This is a genomic window from Klebsiella sp. I138, assembly GCF_051131765.1.
In the GTDB taxonomy this organism is placed as follows: Bacteria; Pseudomonadota; Gammaproteobacteria; order Enterobacterales; family Enterobacteriaceae; genus Klebsiella.
The window spans coordinates 1,136,949-1,153,155 of sequence record NZ_CP180447.1 but is presented as its reverse complement, the minus strand read 5'-3'; the positions used below and the strand labels follow the sequence as shown (position 1 = coordinate 1,153,155).

General features: G+C 56.4%; 12 protein-coding genes. 8 read left to right on the top strand and 4 right to left on the bottom strand.

Features of this window, described 5'->3' with window-relative positions; genetic code table 11:
* The first annotated feature begins 152 nt into the window (after positions 1–152).
* Both rstB and tus read left to right on the top strand, forming a co-directional pair.
* Positions 153–1,454 (top strand): two-component system sensor histidine kinase RstB, encoded by a 1,302-nt coding sequence (gene rstB, locus ACMYSK_RS05325; RefSeq protein ID WP_434640808.1) that lies wholly within the window; start codon positions 153–155, stop codon positions 1,452–1,454.
* A 73-nt stretch (positions 1,455–1,527) separates the two neighbouring features.
* Positions 1,528–2,460 carry a DNA replication terminus site-binding protein gene (tus, locus tag ACMYSK_RS05320; protein WP_434640806.1) on the top strand — a complete coding sequence of 311 codons (933 nt, stop codon included), beginning with the start codon at positions 1,528–1,530 and terminating at the stop codon, positions 2,458–2,460.
* Here tus and fumC read toward each other — a convergent pair.
* Positions 2,450–3,850 carry a class II fumarate hydratase gene (gene fumC / locus ACMYSK_RS05315; RefSeq protein ID WP_434640804.1) on the bottom strand — a complete coding sequence of 467 codons (1,401 nt, stop codon included), beginning with the start codon at positions 3,848–3,850 and terminating at the stop codon, positions 2,450–2,452. The genes tus and fumC overlap by 11 nt on opposite strands.
* A gap of 144 nt (positions 3,851–3,994) precedes the next feature.
* On the bottom strand, positions 3,995–5,641 hold the full coding sequence (fumA, locus tag ACMYSK_RS05310) for a class I fumarate hydratase FumA (protein ID WP_434640802.1): 1,647 nt from the start codon (positions 5,639–5,641) through the stop codon (positions 3,995–3,997).
* 196 nt (positions 5,642–5,837) lie between these two features.
* Here fumA and manA point away from each other — a divergent pair, with 196 nt between their 5' ends.
* Together manA and ACMYSK_RS05300 are read left to right on the top strand one after the other, a co-directional pair.
* Complete coding sequence (gene manA, locus ACMYSK_RS05305; protein WP_434640800.1) at positions 5,838–7,016, top strand: mannose-6-phosphate isomerase; 1,179 nt, start codon at positions 5,838–5,840, stop codon at positions 7,014–7,016.
* A gap of 98 nt (positions 7,017–7,114) precedes the next feature.
* Positions 7,115–8,656 (top strand): YdgA family protein, encoded by a 1,542-nt coding sequence (locus ACMYSK_RS05300; protein ID WP_434640799.1) that lies wholly within the window; start codon positions 7,115–7,117, stop codon positions 8,654–8,656.
* A 178-nt stretch (positions 8,657–8,834) separates the two neighbouring features.
* Here ACMYSK_RS05300 and ACMYSK_RS05295 read toward each other — a convergent pair whose 3' ends face one another.
* Complete coding sequence (locus ACMYSK_RS05295) at positions 8,835–9,863, bottom strand: Mal regulon transcriptional regulator MalI (RefSeq protein ID WP_434640797.1); 1,029 nt, start codon at positions 9,861–9,863, stop codon at positions 8,835–8,837.
* 174 nt (positions 9,864–10,037) lie between these two features.
* Between ACMYSK_RS05295 and malX the strand changes: the two genes are divergently transcribed.
* Positions 10,038–11,630: a maltose/glucose-specific PTS transporter subunit IIBC gene (gene malX, locus ACMYSK_RS05290; RefSeq protein WP_434640796.1), complete on the top strand. Its 1,593-nt coding sequence runs from the start codon at positions 10,038–10,040 to the stop codon at positions 11,628–11,630.
* A gap of 49 nt (positions 11,631–11,679) precedes the next feature.
* On the top strand, positions 11,680–12,852 hold the full coding sequence (locus ACMYSK_RS05285) for a MalY/PatB family protein (protein WP_434643877.1): 1,173 nt from the start codon (positions 11,680–11,682) through the stop codon (positions 12,850–12,852).
* Between the two features lie 72 nt (positions 12,853–12,924).
* Here ACMYSK_RS05285 and ACMYSK_RS05280 read toward each other — a convergent pair whose 3' ends face one another.
* On the bottom strand, positions 12,925–13,953 hold the full coding sequence (locus ACMYSK_RS05280) for a CorA family divalent cation transporter (protein WP_434640794.1): 1,029 nt from the start codon (positions 13,951–13,953) through the stop codon (positions 12,925–12,927).
* A gap of 187 nt (positions 13,954–14,140) precedes the next feature.
* Between ACMYSK_RS05280 and ACMYSK_RS05275 the strand changes: the two genes are divergently transcribed.
* Together ACMYSK_RS05275 and ydfZ are read left to right on the top strand one after the other, a co-directional pair.
* Positions 14,141–15,763, top strand: a complete 1,623-nt coding sequence (locus tag ACMYSK_RS05275; RefSeq protein ID WP_434640792.1) for an inorganic phosphate transporter — start codon at positions 14,141–14,143, stop codon at positions 15,761–15,763.
* 161 nt (positions 15,764–15,924) lie between these two features.
* Complete coding sequence (gene ydfZ / locus ACMYSK_RS05270) at positions 15,925–16,128, top strand: putative selenium delivery protein YdfZ (RefSeq protein ID WP_434640788.1); 204 nt, start codon at positions 15,925–15,927, stop codon at positions 16,126–16,128.
* Positions 16,129–16,207 lie beyond the last annotated feature (79 nt).

The window sequence follows — 16,207 nt, the reverse complement described above, 5'->3', positions numbered from 1 at the left end:
AGCCACCTGCGGGTGGTTTTTTGTTGATCTCTCTGCGCCTCATTCGACGGTTCAATGGCTGTAGGGTCAGGCCAGGGGGAATATCGGCTCCCCCATAGCGCTGCTGAACGTAAAAGCGATATAGTTAACCGTCTATATTTCGGTGGGATTTTATGAAAAAGCTGTTTGTGCAGTTTTACCTTCTGCTGTTCGTCTGCTTCCTGGTCATGACGATGCTGGTGGGGCTGGTGTATAAATTCACCGCCGAACGTGCGGGCCGGCAGTCGCTGGACGATCTGATGAAAAGTTCGTTGTACCTGATGCGCAGCGAACTGCGGGAAATCCCGCCTCGCGACTGGAGTAAAACGCTGAAGGAGCTGGATCTTAATCTGTCGTTCGATCTGCACATTGAGCCGTTGAGCAAATTTAAGCTCTCGGAAAACTCAATGCAGCATCTGCGCGCCGGGGATATTGTCGCCCTCGATGACGAATACACCTTTATTCAACGTATCCCGCGAAGCCACTATGTTTTGTCGGTCGGCCCCGTTCCCTACCTCTACTTCCTGCATGAGATGCGTTTGCTGGATGTCGCCCTGATGGCTTTTATCGCCATCTCGCTGGCCTTTCCGGTGTTTATCTGGATGCGCCCCCACTGGCAGGATATGCTGCGCCTTGAGACCGCCGCGCAACGCTTTGGCGAAGGGCATTTTACCGAGCGAATTCATTTTGACAGTATGTCCAGCTTCGAACGCCTGGGCGTGGCCTTTAACCAAATGGCCGACAACATAAACGCGCTGATCGCCAGCAAGAAGCTGTTGATTGACGGGATCGCCCACGAACTGCGTACCCCGCTGGTGCGTTTGCGCTATCGTCTGGAGATGAGCGAAAATCTAACCGAAGCGGAATCCCAGGCACTGAACCGCGATATTGGCCAGTTGGAAGCCTTAATCGAGGAGCTGTTGACCTACGCCCGCCTGGACCGGCCGCAGAATGAGCTTAGCCTGACGACGCCAGACTTTCCGGCCTGGATAGACGCACACGTTGAAGAGATTCAGATGGTCAATCCGCAACGCGATGTGCTACTGCACGAGGTGGTCGCCGGCGACTATGGCGCCCTCGATATGCGGTTGATGGAGCGCGTGCTGGATAACCTGGTCAACAACGCTCTGCGCTACAGCAACCAGCGTATTCATGTCAGCCTGATGCTCCAGGGGTCGCGAGCAACGCTACAGGTTGAAGATGACGGGCCGGGCATCGACCCGGAAGAACGCGAGCGCGTATTTGAGCCCTTTGTCCGTCTTGATCCCAGCCGTGACCGGGCTACCGGCGGCTGTGGACTTGGGCTGGCGATAGTCCACAGCATCGCCCAGGCCATGTCCGGGGAAGTGAGATGCGAAGCCAGTTCCCTGGGCGGCGCCCGCTTTTGCTTTAGCTGGCCAGTCTACCATCAGTTGCCCGATTTAAGCGCTGCCTGACCCCTCTTGCGCAGGTGCTTCGGCCTGCGTATAGTGAAAAATTAAATAGTATGTTGTAACTAAGGTGATTGGCATGGCCAGCTACGACCTCGTTGAACGACTGAATGATACCTTTCGCCAGCTAGAACGTGAGCTGCAGACGCTCCAGATGCACTTACGCGCCTGTCGCCTGCTGGCCGCCCGGGTGTTTGAGCTGCCGGCCGTCAGTAAGGAGGCTGAACACGATCCGCTGGAGACGATTCCGGTGGTTCAGCATATTGGTCAGGCGGCGCTGGAAATGGCGCTCAGACACTACGGCCACTTGTTCATCCAGCAGCAGTCGGAAAGCCGTAGCAGCAAAGCTGCCGTCCGCCTCCCCGGCGCCATCTGCCTGCAATCCGATGGCGAGGAACAGGCGGTTTTATTGCAGAGTATTGTTCGTATCAATGCGCTGAAAGCGGCTTTCGAAAAAATAATCACCGTCGATTCCGGCCTGCCCGCCGCGGCGCGTTTTGAATGGGTCCACCGCCATCTGCCGGGGCTTATCACCCTCAGCGCCTATCGCACCTTAACGGTGTTGCGCGACCCGACTACCGTTCGTTTCGGCTGGGCCAATAAGCACGTGATTAAAAATCTCACGCGTGATGAAGTGCTGATGCAGTTGGAAAAAAGCCTGCAATCACCGCGCGCGGTGCCGCCCTGGACGCGCGAGCAGTGGCAGAGCAAGCTGGAGCGAGAATATCAGGATATTGCGGCTCTGCCGCAGCGGGCCAGGCTCAAGATTAAACGGCCGGTGAAGGTCCAGCCTATCGCCAGGGTGTGGTATGCCAATGCGCAAAAGCAGGTGCAGTACGCCTGCCCTGGCCCGCTCATTACGCTGATATCCGGCACTCAGGGGGTGAGCGTGCCGGATATCGGAGAGTTACTGAACTACGATGCGGATAATGTGCAATACCGCTATAAGCCGCAGGCGCAGTCGCTGAGGTTGCTTATTCCGCGGCTGCACCTGTGGCTGGCTAGCGACTAGCCATACTGCCGACCATCTGTTCCGGGCGCACCCAGTTGTCGAACTCAGCTTCCGTCAAATAGCCGAGCGCCAGCGCGGATGCTTTGAGCGTCAGCCCCTCTTTATGCGCTTTTTTGGCAATGTCGGCCGCTTTGTCATAGCCAATATGCGTATTCAGCGCCGTGACCAGCATCAGGGATTCATTGAGCAGCTGGTTGATGCGTTCCCGATTCGGTTCAATACCAGTCGCACAGTGCTCATTAAAACTCGCCATGCCATCGGCCAGCAGGCGCACCGATTGCAGGAAATTATGAATCACCATTGGGCGATAGACGTTCAGTTCGAAGTTACCAGAAGCTCCGCCGATATTCACCGCCACATCATTCCCAATGACCTGACAGCACAGCATGGTCAGCGCTTCGCACTGCGTCGGGTTGACCTTGCCAGGCATAATTGATGATCCGGGTTCATTTTCCGGGATGGCAATTTCACCAATGCCGCAACGCGGGCCGGAAGCCAGCCAGCGCACATCGTTGGCGATTTTCATCAACGACGCGGCGAGCCCTTTCAGCGCTCCGTGGGCATGCACCAGCGCATCGCAGGTGGCAAGGGATTCAAATTTGTTCGGTGCCGTAACGAACGGCTGGCCGCTGAGGGTCGCCAGCTCCGCCGCTACGCGTACGGCATATTCCGGATGCGTGTTCAGGCCGGTACCCACCGCCGTACCGCCCAGCGCCAGTTCGCTCAGGTGCGGCAGGCTCAGTTCAAGGTGGCGAAGATTGTGTTCCAGCATGGCCACCCAGCCGGAAAATTCCTGCCCCAGGGTCAGCGGTGTCGCGTCCTGCAGATGCGTACGGCCAATTTTCACGATGTCATTGAACGCCGCAGATTTGTCGCTCAGCGTCTGTTTCAGTTCGTTAAGCCGGGGAATGAGCGTTTCACGTAATGCGATAATCGCCGCAACGTGCATCGCCGTCGGAAAGACGTCGTTGGAGCTCTGGCTCTTATTAACGTCATCGTTAGGATGTACTTTCCGTTCCATGCCTCGCACGCCGCCCAGCAGCTCGCTCGCACGGTTGGCCAGCACCTCATTCATATTCATGTTGCTTTGGGTGCCGGAACCGGTCTGCCAGATGGCCAGCGGGAATTCATCGGGATGTCTGCCGGCCAGAACTTCATCAGCGGCTTGAATTATCGCCCCGGCCTTCTCTGCGGCCAGCAGCCCCAGTTCCTGATTCACCTTCGCTGCGGCTCGCTTGGTCAGCGCCAGCGCATAAATCAGTTCGGTCGGCATTTTTTCCGTCGAGATACGGAAATGCTCCAGCGAACGCTGGGTTTGTGCGCCCCATAGCTTATCGGCAGGCACGTCAATCGCGCCCATAGAGTCTTTTTCACTGCGATGCGTTGTCATTACTTTCTCCTTGAATACAAAGTACGTAATTGCGACAAAGCTCACCTGCTATAAAGGGTTAAGTATTGGTCAAATTTTTAATTGTATTTTGGTCGTTCGTGCCGCTAAGCGACATAAAAAAACCGCCCCGGAGGGCGGCTGCAATTATTTCACACAACGTGTGCACTGCGAGGTCTGAATCTGCTGGAAGAAGTCGTTACCTTTGTCATCCACCAGAATGAACGCCGGGAAATCTTCCACTTCGATTTTCCAGATAGCCTCCATACCCAGTTCCGGATAGGCCACGCACTCCAGGCTACGGATGCTCTGCTGCGCCAGAACCGCCGCCGGGCCGCCGATGCTGCCGAGATAGAACCCGCCGTGTTTATGACAGGCGTCGGTCACCTGCTGGCTGCGGTTGCCTTTCGCCAGCATCACCATGCTGGCGCCGTGAGACTGCAGCAGGTCGACATAGGAGTCCATGCGCCCCGCGGTGGTCGGGCCAAGCGAGCCGGAGGCATAGCCATCGGGTGTTTTTGCCGGACCGGCGTAGTAGATCGGGTGATCTTTTACATACTGCGGCAGCGTATCGCCGTTATCCAGCAGCTCTTTCAGCTTCGCGTGGGCAATATCGCGGGCCACGATGATGGTGCCGCTGAGCGACAGTCGGGTCGATACCGGGTACTGCGAGAGCAGCGCCAGAATCTCGCTCATCGGCTGATTGAGGTTGACCTTCACCGCCTCGCCTTCACCGGCCTGACGCAGTGATTCCGGAATGTATTTACCTGGGTTACTTTCCAGTTTTTCAATCCAGATCCCTTCCCGGTTGATCTTCGCTTTGATATTGCGATCGGCGGAACAGGAGACGCCCATCCCCACCGGGCAGGAAGCGCCGTGGCGTGGCAGACGCACAACGCGAATGTCATGGGCAAAATACTTGCCGCCGAACTGCGCGCCGAGACCGAGGTTTTGCGCTTCCAGCAGCAGCTCTTGCTCCAGCTGGATATCGCGGAACGCCTGGCCATGTTCATTACCTTCGGTCGGCAGACCGTCGTAATACTTGGTCGAGGCCAGCTTCACGGTTTTCAGCGTGGATTCCGCCGAGGTCCCGCCAATGACAAAGGCGATATGGTACGGCGGGCAGGCCGCGGTACCGAGGGTGCGCATTTTCTCAACCAGGTAGCTTTTCAGCTTCGCCGGGGTGATCAGCGCTTTGGTTTCCTGGTACAGGTAGGTCTTGTTAGCCGAACCGCCGCCCTTGGCGATACAGAGGAATTTGTATTCGTCGCCGTCGGTGGCATAGAGATCGATCTGCGCCGGCAGGTTGGTACCGGTGTTGACCTCTTTGTACATGTCCAGCGCAGCATTCTGCGAGTAGCGCAGGTTGTCCTGGATATAGGTGTTATATACCCCCTGCGCCAGCGCCGCTTCATCGCCGCCGCCGGTCCACACGCGCTGGCCTTTTTTACCGGTGATGATCGCGGTACCGGTATCCTGGCAGGTCGGCAAAATGCCTTTCGCCGCGATATCGGAGTTACGCAGGAACTGCAGGGCGACATATTTGTCGTTTTCGCTGGCTTCCGGGTCGTTAAGGATATCGGCGACCTGCTGCTGATGCGCCGGGCGAAGCATAAAGGAAGCGTCGTGGAAAGCGTGTTGTGCCAGAAGGGTCAGCGCCTGAGGCTCAACCTTCAGAACTTCCTGACCGGCGAATTCGGCGACGGAGACGTAATCACGACTGAGGAGATAATACTCGGTGTCATCCTTTTTAAGGGGAAAAGGATCCTGATAAACAAACGGTTTATTCGACATTGTGCTCTCACTTACTGCTTGGCTGATTATATTTCAGGCAGACACTCCATTTGCCTGTAGAAAAGCGAGTCGATCAATTTTACACAAAATTTTAACAAAAACTGAGACAGGGACGACTTTTTCTTTCAGCAGTTGCTTCTCGGCGGTTTGCTGGTTTAATAGAACGATTATTATCATGTGGAAACAGGGATTGAGAATGCAAAAGCTCATCAACTCAGTGCAGAACTATGCCTGGGGAAGTCACACCGCCTTAACGGAACTTTATGGTATCGCCAACCCGAACAATCTGCCGATGGCGGAGCTGTGGATGGGTGCGCATCCTAAGAGCAGCTCACGGATTCTGGGCGCAGACGGTCACCCGCGTGCGCTGCGTCAGGTCATTGATGGCGACAAGTCCGCCCTGCTCGGCGACAAGGTCGCACAGCGTTTCGGTGAACTGCCGTTCCTGTTTAAAGTGCTCTGCGCCGCCCAGCCGCTGTCCATTCAGGTTCACCCGAATAAGCAGGCTTCTGAAATTGGCTTTGCTAAAGAGAATGCCGCCGGTATTCCACTTGATGCCGCTGAGCGTAACTATAAAGATCCCAACCATAAGCCGGAGCTGGTCTTTGCGCTGACGCCGTTCCTGGCAATGAACGCGTTCCGCGAGTTCTCCGACATCGCCACCCTGTTGCAGCCGGTTGCCAGCGCGCACCCGGCGATCGGTGAATTCCTCAGCCACCCGGATGCAGAACATTTAAGCCAGCTGTTCGCCGGCCTGCTGAACATGCAGGGCGAAGAGAAGGCCCATGCCCTGCGCGTCCTGCAAACGGCGCTGGATAGCCAACAGGGCGAACCGTGGCAGACCATCCGCCTGATCGCTGAATTCTACCCTGACGACAGCGGCCTGTTCTCGCCGCTGCTGCTCAACGTGGTGAAGCTGAACCCAGGCGAGGCCATGTTCCTGTTCGCCGAAACGCCACATGCCTATCTGCAGGGTGTGGCGCTGGAGGTAATGGCCAACTCGGATAACGTGCTACGCGCGGGTCTGACGCCGAAATACATCGATATCCCGGAGCTGGTTGCTAACGTGAAGTTCGTTGCCAAACCGGCGGGTGAACTGCTGACCCAGCCGGTACAACACGCCGGCGAACTGGACTTCCCGATTCCGGTCGATGATTTCGCCTTCTCCCTGCACGATCTGTCGGCGCAAAAATCCTCCCTCGCCCAGGAAAGCGCGGCTATCGTTTTCTGCGTGGAAGGCGAAGCGGTGCTGCATAAGGGCGAACAGCGCCTGACCCTGAAACCCGGCGAGTCAGCATTTATTGCCAGCAATGAGTCGCCGGTCGCCGTCAGCGGCTCCGGTCGTCTGGCGCGCGTCTTTAATAAGCTCAAGTAAGTTACTGAACTTTTTAGCCGCGCTTGCTAGACTTTCCACCATCATGACAACATGACCAGGCGGCCCGATCCGCCTGGTTTTATTTATGGACAAATGCTATGAAGAAATCGCTGGTCGCAGCAGGAATTATCGTGGCTCTGGGTGTTATCTGGACAGGCGGTGCCTGGTACACAGGGAAGCAGCTGGAAAGCCGCCTCGCCGATGTAGTACAACAGGCTAATGCGCAGCTGCAAAGCAGCGCGCCGGAAGCCGGCGTCGAGCTGGCCTGGCAGAACTACCAGCGCGGCGTTTTCAGCAGCCATCTTCAACTGGTTGTGAAGCCGATTGCCGGTAAAGAAAACAGCTGGCTCGCTGCCGGGCAGACGCTGGTATTCGATGAAGTCGTCGATCACGGTCCTTTCCCGGCTGCGGCGCTGAAATCCGGTCAGCTTGCTCCGGCCATGGCGTCCGTCAGAACGACGCTGGTCAATAACGACGCCAGCAAGGCGCTGTTTGATATCGCTAAAGGCGAATCGCCGTTTACCATCAATACCCGCATTACCTACAGCGGCGACAGCCGTTCGGCCATCGATCTTAAGCCCCTGGACTACGCCAAAGGCGATGAAAAAGTCACCTTCAGCGGTGGGCTGTTCCAGCTGGACGCGGATGCCGAAGGCAAATCCGTCAGTCTGAGCGGCGAAGCGAACAGCGGGCAAATCAACGCACTCAACGAATACAACCAGAAAGTACAGCTGAACTTTAATAACCTGAAAACCGACGGCGAAACCACGATGACCAGCTTCAACGAGCGCATCGGTAAGCAAAAAATCGCTCTGGAGAAGCTGTCGATTGGCGTTGAAGGTAAAGAGCTGGCCCTGCTGGAAGGCATGAATATTGATGGCCAGTCCTCACTGACCGAAGATGGCAAAGGGATTAACAGCCAGTTGGATTACACCGTCAACAGCCTGAAGCTACAGAACCAGGATATCGGCAGCGGTAAACTGACCGTGAAGCTGGCCAATCTTGATGGCCAGGCCTGGCATCAGTTCAGCCAGCAGTACAACGCGGAAGCACAGGCGCTGATGGCGAAACCCGAGCTGATGCAGAACCCTGAGCTGTATCAGCAGGCGCTGACGGAAACCTTCTTCAAGGCGCTGCCGATTCTGCTGAAAGGTAACCCTTCGCTGACTATCGCCCCGCTGAGCTGGCGCAATGCGAAAGGTGAAAGCACCTTTAATATGTCTATCCTGCTGAAAGATCCTGCTCTGACCACCGCTGAGCCGCAAACGCTGGCTGATGAAGTGGATCGCAGCGTCAAGTCGCTCGACAGCAAGCTGGTCATCCCGGTCGATATGGCTACCGCATTTATGACTCAGATTGCCGGTCTCGAAGGCTACCAGCCGGAAGACGCCGCTAAACTGGCGGACCAGCAGGTGAAAGGCCTGGCGGCGATGGGACAGATGTTCCGGATCACCACGATGGATGACAACGCGATCACCTCCAGCCTGCAATATGCCGATGGTCAGGTCACCCTGAACGGGCAGAAAATGCCGCTGGACGAATTCGCAGGAATGTTTGGCTTTACCCTTCCGGCAGCACCCGGTGCACCGCAGGAAACCCTGCCTGAAGAGGTTGCTCCGCCGGTGACCCCGCAGCAGTAATCACGTTCAGAGCCCCTTTCGAGGGGCTCAGTTTGCCTGCCAGTGCCCGGCGGCACTTCGCTTGCACGGGTCTACTGAAAACGTGGCAACCGCTAAAATCACGTAGGCCCGGTAAGGCACAGCCGCCACCGGGCAAGAATGCGGAACCAAAGTTAATATCGGCGCCCCTTTCGAGGGGCTATTTGCGGGTCACCAGCCTCGGGGGCATGATTTGGTTTCTCGTGCTCATCGGCCCCTTTTCCAGACGCCGGAGAATGCACTCTGCCAGGCTTTGTCCCATCTCACGCGCCGGCGTGGTGACCCAGGTCAAGGGGACATCGTCCAGCGCACTTTCCGGGACCTCAGCAAAGGCCGCCAGCGCCACGCGCTGTTCAAAATAGCTCTCCACGCTGTCTTCACCGCTCTGGCGCCCCGCTCGCATCAGGCCAAACCAGGCGCCGGTAGCAATCACGCTGTTGTAACACAGCACGGCGGTAATCGTTGGGTTCTGACGCAACAGCGAAGTCATCGCTTCGGCCGCCAGTTTCTGGCTGGATTCACACTCCACGACCCATTCGCTGTGGAACGGCAGACCGTACTTTAACAGCGTGGCGCAGTAGCCGCCCACCCGCTCCGCCCGCGTCAACGAAGCGCTTTGTCCACCCAGCCAGGCGATACGCTGATGCCCGCGACGGATAAGGTGTTCCGTGACCATCTGCGCCGCCTGCATGTTATCCGGTCGGATAAGGTCGACATCATCGAGGTAGCTGGCCCGGGAAGCAAAGACCAGGGGCAGGCCCACTTCGGCTGCGCGATCGCGCAGTTCCCCGCCTTTATCGATAGCCCCGGCAATAATCACCCCATCCACGCCCTGGGAAATCAGGGTTTCGAAGCGCTGGCACATTTTTTCGCCGCCGTGCCCCCCCTGGGTCAGAAAAACCATTTTGCCCTCGGACTCCAGGGCATCGGTCAGCCCGGCGGTGAGCTCCGCGTAAAACGGTTTGGACAGATCGCTGACGATAAGACCAATCACGCCGCTCTGGCCGCCGCGCAGCGAGGCCGCCTGACGGTTACGCACGAAACCCAGTTGCTCAATTGCCTGATTGACGCGTTCACCGGTGGCCGACGAGATACGCCCTTTACCGCTCAGTACCAGTGATACTGTGCTCACCGATACCCCGGCCATCAGCGCAACGTCGTTAATGGTGATCTTTTTTGCGATAGCCATAACTGCAACCGTCTCCCTGTGGCGGTCGATAAAACGTTTTATCAATGAGTTACCTTTATAAACGTTATCATCGCCTGATTATGTGATTTTTATCGCACTAAAAAGTGATAAAACGTTTTATCTTGCCGTAACGTTACACCCTACCCATAACTTAAAAAATCAGGATTCGTGTTAATGACGGCAAAAACGACACCAAAAATTACCCTGTGGGAGTTTTTCCAGCAGCTAGGAAAAACGTTTATGTTGCCCGTGGCTCTGCTTTCTTTTTGCGGGATCATGTTGGGGATTGGCAGCTCCTTAAGCAGCCATGACGTCCTCACCCTGCTGCCGTGGCTCGATATCCCTCTGCTGCAGGCCGTGTTTGTGTGGATGAGCAAAGTCGGCTCCTTCGCCTTTAGCTTCCTGCCAGTCATGTTCTGTATTGCAATTCCGCTCGGTCTGGCGCGCGAAAATAAAGGCGTCGCGGCCTTTGCCGGCTTTGTCGGCTACGCGGTCATGAACCTGGCCGTTAACTTCTGGCTCACCGCGAAAGGCATTCTGCCCACGACTGATGCCGCAGTGCTGAAAGCCAACAATATTCAGAACATCATCGGTATCCAGTCGATCGATACCGGGATCCTCGGGGCGGTGATCGCCGGGATTATTGTCTGGATGCTGCACGAGCGCTTTCACAATATCCGTCTGCCGGACGCGCTGGCCTTCTTCGGCGGTACGCGTTTCGTGCCGATTATCACCACCGTCGTGCTGGGGCTGGTTGGTCTGGTTATTCCGCTGGTCTGGCCGGTATTTGCGATGGGCATCAACGCCCTGGGCCATGTGATTAACAGCGCGGGTGACTTCGGACCAATGATCTTTGGTACCGGTGAGCGCTTGCTGCTACCGTTCGGCCTTCACCACATCCTGGTGGCGCTGATCCGCTTTACCGAAGCCGGCGGAACCATGGATGTATGCGGTCACAGCGTCAGCGGCGCGCTGACTATCTTCCAGGCTCAGCTGAGCTGCCCGGAAACTCACGGGTTCTCTGAAAGCGCCACCCGTTTCCTGTCGCAGGGTAAAATGCCGGCATTCCTCGGCGGCCTGCCTGGCGCGGCGCTGGCAATGTACCACTGCGCGCGTCCGGAAAACCGTCATAAAATTAAAGGGCTGCTGATTTCCGGCGTGATCGCCTGCGTCGTCGGTGGCACGACTGAACCGCTGGAGTTCCTGTTCCTGTTTGTCGCCCCGGTCCTCTACGTCATTCACGCTCTGCTGACCGGTCTCGGCTTCACCATCATGGCGGTGTTGGGCGTCACTATCGGCAACACTGATGGTAACGTCATCGACTTCGTGGTCTTCGGTATCCTGCACGGCCTGTCGACCAAGTGGTACCTGGTGCCGGTGGTTGCCGCCATCTGGTTTGCGGTGTATTACGGCATCTTCCGTTTTGCCATCACCCGCTTTAATCTGAAAACACCGGGCCGCGATATTGAGACGAATGCCGCATTTGAGAAAGCCGTAACCGGCGTTACCGGTAAGTCCGGTTACAACGTTCCGGCGATTCTGGCCGCACTGGGCGGAGCGGACAACATCGTCTCCCTGGATAACTGTATTACCCGCCTGCGTCTGTCGGTGCACGACATGAGCAAAGTGGATAGCGCAGCGCTGAAAGCCAATCGCGCCATCGGCGTGGTACAGCTCAATCAGCACAACCTGCAGGTTGTTATCGGCCCTCAGGTTCAGTCGGTAAAAGATGAAATGGCCGTACTGATGAATACCGTCCAGGCATAAATACTCGCCCCCTCCTGACCCGGAGGGGGCTTTGATGAAGGAAGTTTCAATGTTTGATTTTGCCACGCCGGTCGATCGCCACGGCACCTGGTGTACGCAATGGGATTACGTCGCCGACCGCTTCGGCGCCGCCGACCTGCTCCCCTTTACTATCTCCGATATGGATTTCGCCACCGCCCCCTGCATTCTTGACGCCGTCAGCCAACGCCTGGCGCACGGCGTGTTCGGCTACAGCCGCTGGAAAAACGATGAATTTCTTGGCGCGATTGCCCACTGGTACGCCAGCCGCTTCCACACCCCCGTTGACCGCGAGACGATCGTCTATGGCCCGTCGGTGATTTATATGGTGGCGGAGATGATTCGCCAGTGGTCGAACGAAGGTGACGGCATTGTGGTGCATACGCCGGCCTATGACGCCTTTTATAAAACCATTGAGGGTAATCGGCGTCGCGTTGCGCCGGTCCCGCTGACGCGACGCGAGAATGACTGGGATTGTGATATGGCCCAGCTTGAACGCACGTTGGCTGAGCCACGCAACACCCTGCTGCTGCTTTGCAGCCCGCATAATCCGACCGGGAAAGTGTGGCGCCGAGAAGAGCTTGAGACGATCGCCCTGCTGTGTGAAAAGCACGGAGTGAAGGTTATCAGCGATGAAATTCATATGGATATGGTGTGGGGAGAGCGGCGCCATACGCCGTGGTGCGACGTCGCACGCGGTCCGTGGGCGCTGTTCACTTCCGGCTCAAAAAGCTTCAATATCCCCGCCTTTACCGGTGCCTACGGCCTGATTGACGATGCCTCGTCTCGTGAGGCTTATCTCACGGCGCTGAAGAGCCGCGACGGGCTTTCGTCGCCTTCCGTTCCGGCGCTGGTCGCCCACATTGCCGCCTATCGCGAAGGCGCCCCGTGGCTGGATGCGCTGCGGGCCTATTTGCAGGACAATATGCGCTATATCGCTCAGGCGCTGAACCAGGCGTTCCCGCAGCTAAACTGCCAGCCGCCACAGGCCACCTATCTCGCCTGGATTGACCTGCGCCCGCTCGGGGTAGACGACCGGGCGTTGCAAAAGGCGCTCATTGAAGAGCAGAAGGTCGCCATTATGCCGGGATATACCTACGGTGAAGAAGGCGTCGGTTTTGTGCGCCTGAATGCCGGCTGTCCCCGGGAGAAACTGGAAAAAGGTGTCAACGGATTGATTGCCGCTCTGCGCGATTTAACGTAGCCACGCTGCGGCGTTTAACATGGTGTCAGCCGTGTTAAACGCCCGAAGCAGGCCTGAACGAGGTGCACCGAATTACAAATCGTCCCGCCGCCGAAAGGCAAGATATCCGGCGCCAAGGGTGAATCCGCCGACCAGTAGCACCAGCAGAATAAACCCGTGATGATTGGTCGAGAGCGGGATCCCCCCGACGTTCATCCCGAAGAACCCGGCCACAATGTTGATAGGTAATGCCAGTACCGTAATCACCGTCAGGGTGTACAGCGTACGGTTGCTTTGCTCCATTTGCCGGGCGCTGATCTCTTCTTGCAGCAGGCTGATGCGCTCGGTCAGACCGGAAAGGTCGTTGAGCACCACGGTAAACTCCTCGGTGAACTGACGAAACTCCTGCACTACCGAGCGGTCTATCCACGCCGGAGGACGGTTGAGTAGCCGGAACATGGCTGCAGGTTCGGGGGCCAGCAGGCGCTGAAAACGCAGCAGCATGCGCCGCAATCGCGCAAGGTCGGCACGGTTGCGCTGCACGTGATTGCTGAGCAGCCGCTCTTCGATCGCATCGACGTGACGGCTTGCCTGGCGCACCACCTGCTCCAGGACTTCTTCCTGCTCTTCGAGCAAAAAGGCCAGCAGCGCAGTTGAGGTATTGACGTTTAACGTCACCAGCCGCGGCAACATCCATTCAATAAAGCGCAGCGGTTTATAGCGCGCCGTCACCACCAGCTTCTGACTGCAGTACAGCCATAGCGTCGACGTTTCCGCCGTCGTCTCTTTGGGGTGAAAAATAACGTCGTTGAGTACCGCAAACAGATTGTCACCCTGACGTTCAATCCGGGTGGTATGCGAGCCGTCACGGATCTCTTCAAAGAAAAAGTCGGCAACGGGAAAATGGTTCATCAGCCACTTCTCGGCTGTCGCGTGGTTGAGGTTGAGGTGCAGCCAGACAAAATCATTTTCGCCATCCAGCTCATGATAACAGGTACAAACTTGCTGGGAGGTAATTTGCAGCGGCTGGTGCCCTTCCCGAAAGAGAAATCCATGCGCCAATCCGGATACTTCCATATCAAAATCGGGCTTTAACATCTTTCCTGCGACATCTTGACTCATATATCCCTCAGGATTTTATTTCATGCTGTTCGGACCCGAATAAGGTCATCTTTCGCTATTTTTCAAGGCCTGGCAAGGTTAATGATTTGTTCATAAAACAGAAACCTGACTGACATCTGCGTTTTATAAGTTCAGCGCTGTCACCCGTAACAATTTATCCTGTCTGACGTTTAGAGGAAGGTTCCTGATGAGCGATAACAGCAGCTCGCAGCGCGTCGTGCCCGGCATTAGCCCGCAAGTCGTCCAGTCAAAGATTTACCAAAAGAACAGTAAAAAAACTGTTCTTTTTTTTGTGTTTTTATTAGCCATTGGCATCGCGTTCTCCGCCGTGAGTTTATTTAACGATGTGACCCGTTCCGGAACGGTATATACCAGCTACGTGCCTTTTCTTTTATTAGGGCTGGCGTTACTCATTGCGCTCGGCTTTGAGTTTGTTAACGGTTTCCATGACACCGCCAATGCCGTGGCAACCGTCATCTACACTCATTCTCTGCCGCCCACCGTTGCGGTCATTTGGTCTGGTTTTTTTAACTTCCTCGGCGTTCTGCTCTCCAGTGGCGTGGTGGCCTTCGGTATCATTTCCCTGCTCCCGGTCGAACTGATTTTGCAGGCCGGGACCGGCAACGGCTTCGCCATGGTCTATGCTCTGCTGTTTTCGGCCATTATCTGGAATCTGGGCACCTGGTGGTTTGGCCTGCCGTCATCTTCGTCGCATACGCTCATCGGCTCAATCATTGGCGTCGGCGTCTCAAATGCACTGCTCCACGGGCGCAACGGCACCAGCGGGGTCGACTGGGGCCAGGCGGTCAATGTTGGCTATTCATTACTGCTCTCCCCGGTGGTGGGTTTTGTCTGCGCCGCAGCCCTGCTACTGCTGTTAAAACGATTCGTCAAAAACAAACAGCTCTATGCCGCGCCGAAAAATGATGCCCCGCCACCAATGTGGATCCGCAGCCTGCTGATCCTCACCTGCACCGGTGTCTCTTTTGCCCACGGGTCCAACGACGGGCAAAAGGGGATGGGGTTAATCATGCTGATCCTGGTGGGGACGATGCCGATTGCCTACGCGCTCAACCGTACGCTGCCTCCGGAGCAGGCACCGCGAGTGGCAGCGCTGGCAGAAGTCACCGAAAACCGGCTGCTCAAACAATTCCCCGGGAACCTCCCCACCGACCCCCGCGAAGTGCTAACCCAATATGTTCGGGACAGCCAGCTGACGCCGGACGTTATCCCTGCGCTGGCGCGTCTGTCCGGCATTATTGGCGATCAGATTCGCCAGTACGGTTCGGTGGATAAGATCCCGGCCCAGGCGGTGTCTAACACTCGCAACGATATGTATCTGGCCTCGGAAACCATCAAGCATCTGAAGAGCAACCCCGATGTGCAGCTGCCGCAGGAGACCTCGCAGAACCTCGATGCGCTAAAAAAAGAGCTGGACAGCGCAACGCGTTTTATCCCGTTCTGGGTTAAGGTCGCCGTCGCTTTTGCACTTGGGCTGGGTACCATGGTCGGCTGGCGGCGTATTGTCGTCACCATCGGTGAGAAGATAGGCAAAACGCACCTGACCTATGCCCAGGGCGCCAGCGCAGAACTGGTGGCGATGAGCACCATCGGCGCCGCCGATGCTTTTGGCCTCCCCGTATCCACCACCCACGTACTCTCTTCCGGTATCGCCGGGACCATGGCAGCCAATCATTCAGGATTGCAGTTTTCCACCGTTCGCAATCTGCTGATGGCCTGGGTGCTGACGCTACCCGCTTCGGTACTGCTCTCTGCCGTGCTGTACTGGATGTTCTCTAAAATGTCATAGCCCTCAGCACATGATTCAGGTTTTCTCGCCCGTCGCGATCGCGGGCGAGAAAGAAAAAAAATGCGCATGATTTTGATAAAGCTCAAAAAAAAACGTTTTCAAAAGGTGTATTAAAAAGCCGCTAACCATCCCGTTCAGATTTTTGATAAGAGGAGGAAACCATGAAAACTTACGATCGTAACCGTAACGCCATCTCAACAGGAAGCATGGTTATGGTGGCAGGCAATGGCGTGACGGGCGTCATTAAAGCCATCCACGGCGAAGGTAAAACGGCAGAACAACTGCGCCGTTCTGACTGCGTGGAAATAGAAGGCTGCGAAGGGTTATATTGCCCGTTGAGCCTTGTTCGGCTGGGATTTCATTAATTGCCTCTCCGGCAAGCCATTATCGCCTTACTAAAAGAGAATAAAGGCCACCGCGGTGGCCTTTATTTTTGTTGGCGGA